This window comes from Granulicella aggregans (genome assembly GCF_014203275.1).
Classification (GTDB): domain Bacteria; phylum Acidobacteriota; class Terriglobia; order Terriglobales; family Acidobacteriaceae; genus Edaphobacter.
Genome location: NZ_JACHIP010000005.1, coordinates 664,555 through 677,807, shown reverse-complemented (window position 1 = coordinate 677,807; position 13,253 = coordinate 664,555). Strand labels below are relative to the sequence as shown.

Annotated in this window: 14 protein-coding genes; 5 read left to right on the top strand and 9 right to left on the bottom strand. The window is 56.3% G+C overall.

The window, feature by feature from the left end:
- Positions 1-67: 67 nt before the first annotated feature.
- Complete coding sequence (locus tag HDF16_RS19805) at positions 68-697, bottom strand: TetR/AcrR family transcriptional regulator (protein ID WP_184220650.1); 630 nt, start codon at positions 695-697, stop codon at positions 68-70.
- Positions 698-778: 81 nt separating this feature from the next.
- Between HDF16_RS19805 and HDF16_RS19800 the strand changes: the two genes are divergently transcribed.
- The 3 genes from HDF16_RS19800 to HDF16_RS19785 all read left to right on the top strand — a co-directional run bounded on the left by HDF16_RS19800 (position 779) and on the right by HDF16_RS19785 (position 3,393).
- Entirely contained in the window at positions 779-1,468 is a 690-nt protein-coding gene (locus HDF16_RS19800) for a hypothetical protein (RefSeq protein ID WP_184220647.1), read from the top strand.
- Positions 1,469-2,049: 581 nt separating this feature from the next.
- Positions 2,050-2,406 (top strand): SDR family NAD(P)-dependent oxidoreductase, encoded by a 357-nt coding sequence (locus HDF16_RS19790; RefSeq protein ID WP_184220643.1) that lies wholly within the window; start codon positions 2,050-2,052, stop codon positions 2,404-2,406.
- 102 nt (positions 2,407-2,508) lie between these two features.
- The gene (locus tag HDF16_RS19785) at positions 2,509-3,393 is read left to right on the top strand and encodes an NmrA family NAD(P)-binding protein (RefSeq protein ID WP_184220639.1); all 885 of its coding nucleotides are present in this window, start codon (positions 2,509-2,511) and stop codon (positions 3,391-3,393) included.
- A 297-nt stretch (positions 3,394-3,690) separates the two neighbouring features.
- On the opposite strand, the gene HDF16_RS19780 is transcribed toward HDF16_RS19785, so the two are convergent.
- From HDF16_RS19780 to HDF16_RS19755, 6 genes are all read right to left on the bottom strand, one after another.
- Entirely contained in the window at positions 3,691-4,233 is a 543-nt protein-coding gene (locus HDF16_RS19780) for a cupin domain-containing protein (protein ID WP_184220636.1), read from the bottom strand.
- 146 nt (positions 4,234-4,379) lie between these two features.
- The gene (locus HDF16_RS19775; RefSeq protein ID WP_184220633.1) at positions 4,380-5,294 is read right to left on the bottom strand and encodes an alpha/beta fold hydrolase; all 915 of its coding nucleotides are present in this window, start codon (positions 5,292-5,294) and stop codon (positions 4,380-4,382) included.
- 123 nt (positions 5,295-5,417) lie between these two features.
- On the bottom strand, positions 5,418-5,930 hold the full coding sequence (locus tag HDF16_RS19770) for an isochorismatase family protein (protein ID WP_221312909.1): 513 nt from the start codon (positions 5,928-5,930) through the stop codon (positions 5,418-5,420).
- A gap of 40 nt (positions 5,931-5,970) precedes the next feature.
- Positions 5,971-6,822, bottom strand: coding sequence for an NmrA family NAD(P)-binding protein (locus tag HDF16_RS19765; RefSeq protein WP_184220630.1), 852 nt, complete (start codon positions 6,820-6,822; stop codon positions 5,971-5,973).
- A gap of 29 nt (positions 6,823-6,851) precedes the next feature.
- Entirely contained in the window at positions 6,852-7,595 is a 744-nt protein-coding gene (locus HDF16_RS19760; RefSeq protein WP_184220627.1) for an SDR family NAD(P)-dependent oxidoreductase, read from the bottom strand.
- 172 nt (positions 7,596-7,767) lie between these two features.
- Positions 7,768-8,631 carry an SDR family oxidoreductase gene (locus HDF16_RS19755; protein WP_184220624.1) on the bottom strand — a complete coding sequence of 288 codons (864 nt, stop codon included), beginning with the start codon at positions 8,629-8,631 and terminating at the stop codon, positions 7,768-7,770.
- 296 nt (positions 8,632-8,927) lie between these two features.
- Here HDF16_RS19755 and HDF16_RS19750 point away from each other — a divergent pair, with 296 nt between their 5' ends.
- Together HDF16_RS19750 and HDF16_RS19745 are read left to right on the top strand one after the other, a co-directional pair.
- On the top strand, positions 8,928-9,884 hold the full coding sequence (locus HDF16_RS19750) for a LysR family transcriptional regulator (protein WP_184220621.1): 957 nt from the start codon (positions 8,928-8,930) through the stop codon (positions 9,882-9,884).
- A gap of 314 nt (positions 9,885-10,198) precedes the next feature.
- Positions 10,199-10,525 (top strand): hypothetical protein, encoded by a 327-nt coding sequence (locus tag HDF16_RS19745; RefSeq protein WP_184220619.1) that lies wholly within the window; start codon positions 10,199-10,201, stop codon positions 10,523-10,525.
- 91 nt (positions 10,526-10,616) lie between these two features.
- Here HDF16_RS19745 and HDF16_RS19740 read toward each other — a convergent pair whose 3' ends face one another.
- Both HDF16_RS19740 and HDF16_RS19735 read right to left on the bottom strand, forming a co-directional pair.
- Entirely contained in the window at positions 10,617-12,107 is a 1,491-nt protein-coding gene (locus HDF16_RS19740; RefSeq protein WP_184220616.1) for a mannitol dehydrogenase family protein, read from the bottom strand.
- 26 nt (positions 12,108-12,133) lie between these two features.
- Entirely contained in the window at positions 12,134-13,228 is a 1,095-nt protein-coding gene (locus tag HDF16_RS19735) for an ABC transporter ATP-binding protein (RefSeq protein WP_184220613.1), read from the bottom strand.
- Between the last annotated feature and the right edge of the window lie 25 nt (positions 13,229-13,253).

The following is a 13,253-nucleotide window of genomic DNA, read 5'->3' as shown; positions in this document are numbered from 1 at the left end:
CAATGCTTGAGCCATTGTGTCTGAAGTCCGAGGGTGATAAACGGCCCTTCATTATTTGCCCTCTTACCTACGATTCAGAAGGAGTGCTGCTAATTCCAGCCCATGCCCTGGCATGAAAGAGCCGGTCCATACCTTCCGGTTCCATTTTCATTCCGTGATCGGCCCACCAATCCAGCAGGGCAAACATGCTCCCGGAAAGCGCATGGGCCGTCGGACTCATCTCGGCCTGTGTTAATTGAACTCCGGCCAATCTAAGTCTTTCTTCAATTGACCGTGCGAAGAAACCCCGTCCCAGCCCCTTCGCTTCGTCTAGCATTCCTGATGCTGCCAGCGACACGTAAAACTCCCGTGCACCTGCTATGTGGGCAAACAGCTCTCTTATCGGCGCAAGTCGTCGCAGATCCGCTTTAGTCCGTGTCAGCATGGTGGAGGCGGATGCGAAGAAGTCCTCTACGTCGCTTAGAAACAGATCGTCTTTATCGCGATAATGCTTATAAAAGGTTGACCTGGCTACGCCCGCCCGGTCAAGAACCTCCTGCACCGTAATCCCATCGAACGGTTTTTCTTGCATCAACTCCACTAGGGCATCGCCCAGCGTATCCCGAGTCCGAAGCACCCGACGATCCAGCTTCGCAGTTGTCCGCACGACCTTTGGCTGACTGGTTACCGGGCTTCCGTTGACCCTGTTTTCGGACATCCCACACTCCTTTGTTCGGTATCTTCATCAACGCCGGAAAAGGCCGTCCGATCAGATGAGTCGCGCTCTATAGTACGTCACATGACTGATGATCGTAAGTCCGGACTGGCCCTAATCCTTGGGTCTGTTGGCAACATCCTAACCATGGCCATCCATCCTCACGGCTCAGGTCCCCTCACCTCGCAACAGGCTGAACATCTTGCTCTCGCCTCTGCTGTAGCACATACGATTGCGCTTGCCAGCGTTATCATCCTTTCCCTCGGTGCCATTGGCCTTATGCGACATCTGGCCTCTCACGAAAACCGCCATGACTCCGCTACACCAGATCGCCTCGCTCTCGCTGGCCTTATTACCTTCGCCTTTGCAGCTCTGTCGATCTTCATCGCCGGTGCGGTAAGCGGATTCATCGTTCCCACCATCCTTCTACATAAGGCCGCCGATACACCCGTAAATGCGGTGCAGTGGGATCTCATCACGGTCTCCGTCTTTCAGTTCAATCAGACCTTTTCCCGGATTTATTCCATTGCCACGTCCGTCGCTGTCGTCCTATGGTCTGTTTCCTCTCTTCGCAACGGAGGCCTCGGTCATCGAATCGCCCTATATGGCTGCGTTGTCCCTATTCTGCTGATCGCTCTGATCCTTGCCGGCCACGTTCGTCTCGACGTCCACGGCATGACTGCCATTGTCCTCACCCACGCCGTATGGTTCATCATCACTGGTGTCCAGCTCTCTAGGGGAGCCGCTCCTGGATCTGCACCTCTCCGGAGATGAATGGCTTCCACCGAGATAAGAAAGCCACAAAAGGCATCTGCGGCGGTGCTGCGTAAGCGAAGGTTTATGCACGCCGGCCCCGCAGCGCCACACTGTATACACAACACCATTCGCGAGATGCGGATGGAACACTCAATGACTCAGCAGGATTTGGCATGCTTGATATTCAAGACGCGTCAAACCGTCGCAGCCATTGAGGCTGGGAAGTCTTCGTCGAGGCGGGTGTGGGCCTCGGTCTGCCAGAGCTTGACACGGGGAAAGCAGACGCCAGCGAGGAAGGCTCCGAACAGGGGGTGGACGCCGATGGCATCTGTCGCTCCAGCGGATGCGAGGACGATGGCGACGACTACCGCGAGCAGTTCGTAGGACAGAGGCTTGCCGTTCTGGCGTTTGGCCAGCAGCGCTCGTCGCCCACTCGCTCCGCATCCGCTTCGCCCCCGCGGGCATCGGCGGTCTGCCGTTTACCCTGTTCCTCGGCATCTCGATGAGCATCACCGCGTTCCCGGTTCTCGCACGCATTCTCCAAGAACGCGGCATGCAGTCTACCTCGCTTGGCGCCACCGCATTGCAGGGTGAGGGCTATGGCGAGGAGTGACCAAGCGGAGACATCATCGACTGCTGCGCACATCGTTTCTAGCGAACTTGGCTGTATTAGTCAGCAAACCGATCCCGACTGGAAGTACTTTCCGGTAAAGGTATTGGCCTACTGTGCCTCCAAAGCTGCGCTGAATATGTTAACCGTCCAACTCGCCTATGAATTCCGCGATGCTAACATCTGCGTAAATTCTGTCAACCCTGGCTATACGGCAACGGATCTGAACGGGCATAGCGGTCCGCAGACCGTGGAAGAAGGGGCCGCGGAGATCGTGCGCCTCGCGCTGCTCGACGCTCCACCGACCGGTAAGTTTCTAGAGACGAGTGGCGAACTGGCCTGGTGATGCGATCGGGTATGGATCTGAACGATAGCCCCGTTGCAGAATGTTGATTTTGAAAATAACTTCAGAACCTAAGGCAAGAGACTGTATGAACGTGAGGGAAATATGATTGTTGTCACAACACCGACCGGAAAAATTGGATCGCAAGTGATCCCGCACCTGCTTGCTGCGGGTGAGGCTGTCCGGGTAGTCGCGCGATACCCTGCAAGGCTGGCGCCAGAGGTACGCAACAGGGTCCAGGTGGTGACCGGCTCGTTGGACGATGAAGCCGTCATGCGGCAGGCACTGGAAGGTGCGGAGAGCGTTTTCCTGGTTGTTCCTCCCTCATTCACCGATAACAACGATACGGAGTATTACCTCCGCTTCACCCTACCGACGCTCGCGGCAATGAAGAGCCAGGGCGTGAAACGAATTGTCGATGTGTCGGTGCTGGGAAGAGGTACGGATCTGGCGAAGAAGACAGGGTCGATTACGGCATCGCTCGCGAAGGATGAAGAGATTGAGAGGAGCGGAGTGGACTACCGCGCCCTGTGGTGCCCGGCGCTGATGGAAAACATGCTTAACAACGTGCAGACCATCAAGCAGCAGGGGATGTTCTTCTCGCCGAGCCATCCGGACCTGAAGACACCTCAGGTAGCGACAAAGGATATTGGTGCGATGGGTGCACGGTTCCTGTTGGATCGGACCTGGACGGGCCAGGGCGGCTGTGCTGTGCTTGGGCCGCAGGGTCTTTCCTTCAACGACATGGCAGCCATCATGTCGGGTGTGCTCGGCAAGCACGTCCGTTTTCAGCAGGTGCCTAGGGACGCCTATAAAGCACAACTCATCCAACACGGAGCGAACGAGGTTTTCGCGCAGGGCCTCCTAGACATGCTGGTCGCGAAGGACAATGGCATGGACAACGTCGAAGCACGCATGCCCGAGAACAGGACCCCGACCAGCTTTCACCGGTGGTGTGGAGAGGTACTGAAACCGGCGGCCCTGGGCTAACCACTCACAATCTCTTACCGGGCGCAGGTTGTCATCCTGGCCGGGCAAGCACAACAATGAAGGCGGAGCGTCCCATGATGATTCATCTTCGAAATGAAGGTCCGAAACAACCCGCACCCCAGTTGCATGGATTGGCCCAGAATGTCTCAACCGTGCTTCAGTCGTGGCCGAGAATGATCGCAGCCACGCACTGGCAGTTGGGCGACGGAAAAGCTTCGCTTTCGACCATTTGAATGCGACTCTATTTTGAACTATGCCATCGGGAATCTCGAACTTGCGATGGCGCGGAGGGTCTCATTAATAGGCCTCTTTCAATAACTCGGTGTGGTACTTGGGGGCTAGCGCCTTCGCCTTCTCCATGAACTGCTCCTGCTGTTCCTTGTCGAGCTTGGGAGGAGCGGCGGTGCGAGTCGCGACGGGTATACCCACTTCTTGGAAGAACTTTTCTTGTCCGGCGGGCGAGCAGATACAAAGTAGGCGGACGGGTTTCGACGAAGAGTTGTGGAATTGGTGTGGTGCGTTGGCAGGGATGTTGATGGTATCGCCGGCACGCACGAGTGACTTCTTGCCTCGGAACGTCGCCTCCATTTCGCCTTCGAGCAGAATGAAGGTTTCCTCAAAGTCATGGCGGTGCGGTGCTGGGCCGCCGCCCGGCGGAATGTGCATATCGATAACGCAGAAGCGGCCGTTGGTCTCGTCGCCGGAAACAGTAATGGTATAGGTGTCGCCTACGAGGCCGATGTGAGGTAATGTCTGGTCGGTGTCCGGACGTGCGAGCGTGAGGGTGCGTTGCAAATTGTCGGGTGGAAGAGGCGGGTACTGCGGGGTGGATTCGGACATAATGGTTCTCCTTTTTGAGTCTTGAGGCTCCGATGGAAGGGATGGACTACCGAAAGCTGCTGAAGCCCACAGAGTGGAAAACGAAAATTCTCCGAAGGCCATTGCGGCAAGCACGAGGGCAGAACGCCGGGTAAGGCCTGCCATGGTCAGTCGACCTTTCTGGCGAACTCCTGGAAGAGACGCATGAACTCGGCAGGCTGTTCTTCCGGGATAAAGTGACCGCAGGAGGGAATGACTTTGGAAGTCACATTCTTCGCGACGGCTTCAACCATCTGTGCGACCTTAGCTCCAAGTGCTTTTTCGCCGCCAATGGCAAGGACTGGTATTTCCACCTTCTTCTTCTTTAGAGGCGTCGTTTGCTCGATTGTGGTGAACGCGGCGCGGTAGACGCCGAGCGCGCCAAGTACACCTTCTGTGCCGGCAAACGTGCGAAGTGTTTCCGTGATGGATGCTTCGGTGATGGACGCCGGATCTGCTGTGGCACCTTTATAGAACCATGTCAGAAACTGACGCTCATGGCCGACAATGAGTCGCTCCGGTACACCAGGCGCGAGCGGCAGAACCCACCACCACATGGATCCCTTCGCCATCGCCTCGGGCGTATACACAATCACTTTTGACAAAAATTCTTCGAGCATGGTGGGGACTTCCATGTAAACGAGGCCAGCGATTTCGTCAGGATAGTCTGCGGTCCACAACAGGGCGGGATGCGCACCCATGTCGTGCGCGGCCAGGAGCAGCTTCTGCCCGTTACCGAACTCAATCTGCTTGACGAGCGTACGAAAGTCTTCCGCAAGGGCTCGGGCATCATACCCCTTGGTTCCCGATGGTTTGTCCGAATCACCATACCCGCGCATGTCCGGCACTAGAACCGAATAGCCTGCGTCCGCGAGAAGAGGCATAACCTTGTACCAGCTATAAGCGGTGCCTAGGAATCCATGCCAGAGCAGCACAGGTTTTCCATGCGGGTTGCCTCCTAACCAGTAATGCAGACGAATTCCGTTGACCACTGCAGTTTCGCTACGAAACGATGCCATTTTGAGCGCGCCAGTCTGAGTCATTTTTAATCTCCTAGGCTGCCGGTTGCATCATTGGCGCTGAGCCGACGAGTAACTTGATCAACTCGCTGCCCGCAGGTGAAGCCCAGTCCTGCACTAATTCAGCAATCGCTGTGTTGGTCGTGGTCAGCACGACGCCTGCTTGTTGCATGCCTGGCGAGTCACTTCTTCCTGAATTCCCCACGAGCTACCGGAGGCATCGAGAATCGCTTGGACGTTATAGCCGAGCTGGACGGCACTGATGCTTGGGAACACGAGGCAGATGTCCGTCGTAACGCCTCCCATAATGAGGTTCTTGCGCCCGGTTGCCTCGATCGCTCCGCTGAAGTTCGGATCGGCCCAGGCATTCACGATGCCGACTCTCTTTACGCGGTGGTTGTATGCGTCAGGCGCCGCCCTCTCGAGTTCTGGCGAGATTGGCCCTTGGATGTGATCCTCCTGACTCGATGTCATCACGATCGGCATCTTGAGCTTGGTTGCAGCCGTTGCCAGCATGACTGCATTCCGCAGTGACACGTCTGAACTTGAAGATCGGATCAACTGCAAGGTGCCAACCTGGTAATCGACGAGGACAAGAGCGGAATTTTCGGGCGTGAACTGTCCGCGCATCTCGAATTTCTGCTTCGGTGTGTCGAACATTGATAGCTCCTTGGATGAAGGTGATAAGGACTCTCGTTGGTCATGCCCGTGCGTTAAGTTCTTCGAAGAAAGATCGCAAGGTGCGAGGTTCGCGCCCGAGGATCGCCCTAAGTGTTGTGCTGTTACCGAGCAGAGCATGCTTGTCGTACCAATCGAACATGCGCGTGAGCTTCGCTGGCGTATTCGCTTCCGAAGGAAGATCTATCTTGATTGGTTTCACCTGCTTCCCAGCAACTTCGCCCATCAAAGCAGCCAGATCATGCCGATTGAGATTGCCTTCGGCACATAATTCAAACGTGCCATATAGAAGACGGTCCTCGGTCAACGCGATCGCCGCTACTTCGGCAACGTCGCGGTAGTCGACACGCGTAAAGCGGGTTTCGGAGGACCATGGTTCGCCGTACACGCCACTCTCCTTCATCTTCGCCCAGGCTGCGACGAAGTTCTGGAAGAACATCGCGGGCTGCAGGAACACGTACTCCATGCCAGAGTCGAGAAGAGCCTCTTCCACCGGCGCCTTGTCGGCATGGTTGACGAGTTCGCTCAGGACTGGGTGAATCACGGACGAAAACACAACGCGCCGCACGCCTGCCCGCTTCGCAGCCGTAACAAATTGCTTGCCGACTTCAGCTTCGTTCTCAAGAGCAGCTGGGGCGATATAGAAGACGGCGTCAATCCCTTCCACCGCCTTGGCTACAGCTGTGGCGTCGGAGAGCTCGCCCACTACAATGTCGGTGACGTCGAGCTTCCGTACTATGGGCCCATCCTGTTGCTTATGAACAAAGGCACGAACGGAGACATTCCGTTTGAGCAACTCCGGTACCACGAGGCTTGCGGACGGACCTGCCGCCCCTACGGCGAGCACTTTAAGCGGATTGTGATTGGCTAGCATAGTGCGTTCTCCTTCAAACTTTGACCTTGTCAGTGCTTGATCTTCCCGCCGTCCACTACAAGCGTTTGGCCGGAGATGAAATCCGCATCCGGCGAGCACAGAAGAAAGACGGGCCCTGCCAAATCCTGGGGCTGCTCATCCCGCTTGATGGCCCTGAGTTCCTTCTGTGCGTTGACCAGCTTCTCGGGCAGGCTGCGGCGTACGGGTTCGGTCACGGTGAGCCCGGGAGCGACGATGTTGACGGTGATACCGTAGTCGCCTATTTCCATCGCGAGTGAACGTGTCAACCCCACAATGCCGCCCTTCGCAGCCACATAGTGCGTTTGCCCGACAACGCCCTCGAACACCGACGCGGAACCGATGTTTACAATCCGTCCCCAACCCTGGCCCTTCATTAGCGGTAGTAGCGCGTGCGTCATCTGGAAGGCTCCGGTCAAATTGATTGCGATGACTTCTTGCCACTGCGTCAGCGTCATCTGCTCAAATGGCACGACGGGATAGAAACCCGCGCAGTTGACGAGTACGTCAACGTGCCCATAGGTCTGCTGCACATGCCTCGCGAAGGCAGCGACAGCATCCGCGTCCGTCACATCTACGCATGATGTCGAAAGCTGATCTCCTGCCTTTCGGGTGGCGGCAAGTTCTTTCAATGAGGTTTCTGCCTTATCCAGACCGATCAGGCGATCCCCGTTGGCTAGAAATCGATCGACTATCCTGCTGCCGATGCCTCCGCCAGCTCCCGTGACCACCACAACTCGTCCCTGTTGCATCATCAACCTCGCTCATCTTGCATGGAAATCAATTTGAGAAATGGAACGGCTGCCATAGGAAGGCGCCGATCTCCTCCAGTGCACGCTTATCCGCCTACAGTGAAGCGTTGGAAGGAAAACGCATGCGTCATTCCTTCCAGATATGGAGTTGTGCGACTCCATCCGCTGCTTCGGGTTATGACTTCCACGTCTCTGCGGTCTCAGCCGCGAATGCCTCGTAGCTGCGCGGCGTATGACCAAGAAGTTTCGTCAGACGCGCAACTTCTGTCTCGGTAGAGGCGAACCCTCGGTCGAAATAGCCTTGGAGCATCATGCGGAGATCGAAAGCACTCCAACTAGGCATCCGTGCGCGCATGCCCTTTTCCCACTGGTCGAAATCGTGCCCCGTGTACTTGACCTCTTTGCCGAGCAGTTGGCTCCATAATGCGGCGTTTCCCGGGCCACTGATAAGCGACGAAGCCACGATGTCGTAGGTCTGTTCTTCATGACCCTCTTCTGTGAGCGAGATCGCAGCAGCTTCCGCGATGTCCCTCATGTCTGCTGCGGCGATACCGGCGGTGCCTAGCGGCATTAGGTAGAGGCCTGGTCCAGTCAGAGCGTCTTTCAAGCCAATATCGTTCTGCATGTAATAACCGGGACGCAGAATGGTGTACGGCACACCGAACTCGCGCAAAGCACCCTCGACGGCAAGCTTAGAAGCAAAGTGAGGTACGTCGCGGAACTCCTGCACTTTGAAAACAGATAGATAGGTCACATGCTTCAAGCCAATCCGTTTCGCGATGCCATATGCGATCAATGCCTGCGTCAACTCATCCGCGACGACAGCATTCAACAGGAAGAGCTTGTCGACTCCTTTCATCGCTTCTTCTGTCAAAACGGGATCAAGCAAATCGCCGATGGCCACCTCAACGTTTGGTGGCAGCTTTTGAGCGGCGTCGGGTTTGCGAATCAACGCACGGACTTCTGCACCGCGCTTCAAGAGCTCCGCAACCACCACAGAACCCACATTTCCCGTTGCTCCGGTAACTAGAACTTTCATGTCTTCTTCGCCTTTCCTGGATGACCACATCCGATTGGTGCTCGTTCTCGTGAAATCGCACTCTTGGACCATGGCAGGATCCCGTTGCTTGTCGTCTATAAAACAGATGCCTAACGTGGAGCACCGGGAGCTCTGATGCACGCAAAGGGGCTTTGCGCTGGCGCAAGGGAAGACCGATAATGTCAACGTGTTCTCTTTGATACAGAAAACTGCTGCGCCGCACGTATAGACTCCTAGGGCCTGTGACCCCCTCAGGAAAGAAGCGCCACTTATATCAGCACTTGTCGGGGCACATCATGACGCAACACGTTGACCTCAACGACGTCCGGACTTTTGTCATTGCCGCGCAAGCAGGAACGCTGAGTGCTGCTGGGAAGACGCTGAATCAGCCGGCGTCGACGGTGAGCAGGTCCCTCACGCGTCTCGAAAGACACTTAGGCGTTCTTCTTGCACAAAGGGGGCCAAAAGGATTGGTTTTAACGGACGCGGGCAGGGAGTATCTTCTCTCCTGTCGACGTGCTTTGCGCACCCTTACCGATGGTGGGGAGTTCTTAGAGGCCCGCCGCTCCGATCCAAGTGGCACAATCAAGATCGCGTGCCCGGTGACGATGGCCCGCGAAATTCTCGCGCCGTTGCTTAATGATTTCGTCACCCGTTTTCCGTCTTTGAAAATGGAAATTGAGCCCTATTCGTTCGGCTGGGATCAGGAACCAAGTGAAGATGTGGACGTCTTCTTTAAACTTAAGGCACCGAAGGATTCCGTGCGGCGAGTCCGGTATTACCCCGGGACTGCGCGCGGCCTCTTCGCGAGTCCGGCATACGTGAATGCGGCCGGCAGTCCTACCAAACCCGACGAACTCACCGTCCATCAGTGTGCGGGGTCCGGAGTTTGGAAGCTGTCCCGCGGATCGAAACAGTTCAGTCCAAATATTGCGTTTCACGTCGTGACAAGTGACCCAGGCATCAATCTAGCGTTCGCTTTGGACGGACTGGGCATTACTGTCCTGCCGCTGTGGATGGCAAAGCACCCGAACAATCGAAGTAGGCTTGTCCCGATTCTTCCGCAGTGGAAGCCGGAACCAATCACATTGTGCGCGCTTTTTTCAGGTTCATCGCGTCTCACGCCAAAAGTGGAAGGGCTTCTTGACTTTCTCGCTGAGTACATCGGAACGGACCGCGACCCGCGAATCAAGGATGGTCGAGCAAAGGAATACTTCACAGATCTTACCCACTCTCCCACCTCTGGACCCTGACAGATTGGCCCCTCGCTTTACATTCTTTCGGCCATCTGCAGCCTCATCGGGCGACTTCGCCACGACCGGAAGGTTGAGGCGGCGACCGACCACGTTCGCTACTTCCTTGGACGGAACGCCCTCTTCGGCAACCGCAAGGTACCGCATCCCGGCCGCGCCACTGGCGTGCCCGGCGCTCTCAAGCGAAACATTTGCGATCCAGAACCGGTCACACCTGACCACGCTCATGGGGCAGGCGGGCAGGGAACTCAATTCTGGCCGCGGCCCTTATCATCCGCGCCAGCGAGGGCGGCGAGGCGGATTGTTCCTGGTGCGTGCCGTCCTCCAATCAGGACAAGCACTGTATCTTCCCGCCAGCTGAAGCCGTGCAGCGTTGGATGAAGAAGGCGTTCACCTCGGCTGAGGTCGAAGCCGATTCCGCCAGCTTCTGCTACCTGGCACGAACGAATGCACGCGTGCGTGAACTGAACGAGACGATCCGTCGTTGGCGCTATGGTGACGACATCCCAACTCCGGTCAAGCCTGTTGAAAGTGCTTTGTTTCGTGCTGACGTCATCGTCGACGAGGGTCTCGTCTTCACTAACAATCAGGAAGCGAAGGTGTTGGAAATTGAGAGGAGCATCCTTAGCCAAGACTGTTGAGCCATTGAGGTACCCGACCACGATACGAGTCGGGTCGATGGAGCCGACGGTGGTGGAATAGGCGCTTCCTCACGCAAGGAACTTGCAACGCTCAATTGCGCTTCAAGTACTGTTTCATCGATGCAGCGACGCCCACCGTGGCAAGTAGGTGCAATGCACCTGCGGTCTTCTCCTGGAATATCGCATTTGTAAAGAGCCGGTCACCAAAGATAGAACTAATCCCCAGCATCAGAGAAGGATCTTCCTCTGCGGACGATGCGATGGCAGTGAGCTCAGCGGCGCGGGCGTCGATGATATCCAAGGTCTTTCCAGCTTCGTCTACACCCTTACCGAGATAGAAGATCCAGCTTGCCACGACCAGGCTTAGCAGGTCGACACTCAGATTGCGATCCAGTAACTCCTGTATGGAGGGGAGAAGCCATTTTGGAATCTTTGCGGATCCTTCTGAGCAGATGCGCGTGACCTGGTCGTTGATCGTCGGGTTCGAAAAACGTTCGATCAAAGATTTCTTGTACTCCGGGACGGAGGTGTTTGGGATGATCGGAACTACGGGGGTGACCTCTTCCATAAAACGCTCTATGAAGGTGACAAACAGCTGATCTGCCATGATGTCCTGCACGTATGTAAAGCCCGCGAGCGCACCAAGATAGGCCATGGCGAGATGACTGCCATTGAGGAGGCGCATCTTCATGATCTCGTAGGAGGCGACGTCGGTAGTGAACTGTGCTCCAACTCGCTCCCACTGGGGCCGGCCGTTCGAGAAGGTGTCTTCAATGACCCATTGGAGGAACGGCTCAGTGACCACCGGCCAGGCGTCGTCGATGCCGAAGCGCGTAGCCAGCCACGCGATATCCGCGCGCGTTGTTGCCGGGGTTATGCGATCGACCATACTGTTGGGGAAAGCGACATTTGCTTCTATCCAGGTTTCGAGCGAAGGTTTGCGCAGCCCGGCGTAGGCGCGTAGAACCTTGCTGATGACATGACCATTACCCTGAAGATTGTCGCAAGACATGACAGTGAATGGGGCAACGCCGCGTGTGCGTCGACGGTCAAGGGCTTCCGCGATAAGTCCGATCGATGATGAGGGCGCGTCTGAATGTTCGAGATCGTGCTGAATGCTCGGGTGTTGGACGAGGAAATTGCCCGTGCCTTCATCGATAAAATAACCCCCCTCGGTAATGGTGAGCGAGACGATGCGGGTCTCGGGATTGGCCATCTTTTCGACCGCCGCTTCATTTGCTTCCGGCGCGTAGATGTAATCCACAATCGAGCCAATGACACGAGCGGATTGTTTGTCGGCACTGCGTTCTGCGAGCGTATAGAGATGGTTCTGACCCTGGAGCGCATCGCGCATGCGGGCGTCGCTTGGGAGAACCCCGAGTCCGCACTCGCCCCAACGTTCTGTATCTGGAAGAGCCAGCAGTTCGTCGAGATAGAGCGCTTGGTGAGCTCGGTGAAAGCTTCCTACGCCGATGTGCACCGTGTGGGGGTTAACTTGGCGGCGGTCATAGGTGGGAATCTGGACCTCGGGGTTCAGAAGTCCAAGTTTCGTGGAGGTCAGCTTGATAGATGTTTGGGGCATGGAAGTTTTAGGTCTCATGGGTCTAGTTAACTCAGGCGCTTGGCCGGGATCGCATCGCCATTTGCGTCGAAGAAGTGGAGGAACGATGGGTTGAGGTTGAGATGAACTTCCTGGTCTGGCCGCACGGTGGTTTCACCATTCACTCGCAGAACAAGCGATTCGCCGGAAATGGCTTGAACATAAACGTAACTTTCGCTGCCCAGGTGTTCGACAACCTGCACCTGCGCGGAAAGGCTGCTCTGAGCTGGTGTGGCAAGCGTAAGGTGCTCAGGACGTATACCAATGGTCAGCTTCTTGCCTTGCGGGGCATGTTCGAAGGACGGTACGTGGAGTTCTCCTGCCTGTCCGAGATCGAGCACCGCCCCGGTCGGCCCGATCTGCTGAACAGTCGCTTCAAGAAAGTTCATCCGCGGCGAACCTATAAATCCGGCTACGAAGAGGTTGCGGGGGTGGTGATATAAGTCCATCGGTGTGCCGACCTGTTCTACCACGCCGGCTCGCAGAACAACGATGCGATCGGCCATGGTCATCGCTTCGACCTGGTCATGCGTGACATAGATCATGGTGGCGCCTAGCTGATGATGAAGCTTGGTGAGTTCAAGGCGCATACGGACGCGCAGAGCGGCATCAAGATTGGACAAAGGCTCGTCGAACAAAAAGACGCGTGGATTGCGAACGATGGCGCGTCCGATCGCGACGCGCTGGCGCTGCCCACCGGAGAGCTCCTTGGGCTTGCGATCGAGATACGTCTCGAGGTTCAGGATGCGCGCGGCGTCAAGAACAATTCTCTTGCGTTCATCCCTGTCCACGCCCGCGATCTTAAGAGAGAACGACATGTTCTCTTCGACGTTCATGTGGGGATAGAGTGCATAGCTTTGAAATACAAGGGCCAGGCCGCGACGCGCGGGAGGAACATCATTGACACGTTGGCCATCGATAAAAAGATCACCGGAGGTAATCTCTTCGAGGCCGGCGATGAGTCGCAGCAGTGTCGACTTGCCGCAACCGGAAGGACCGACAAAAACGGTAAGTTCGCGATCATGGATCGTGAGATCGACACCCTTGATGATCTCAGTGGCATCGAATGCTTTTCGAATTTCGACCAGCTTTACGGTTGCCATCGTGCGTCCTGTTCGTAACTGTCTG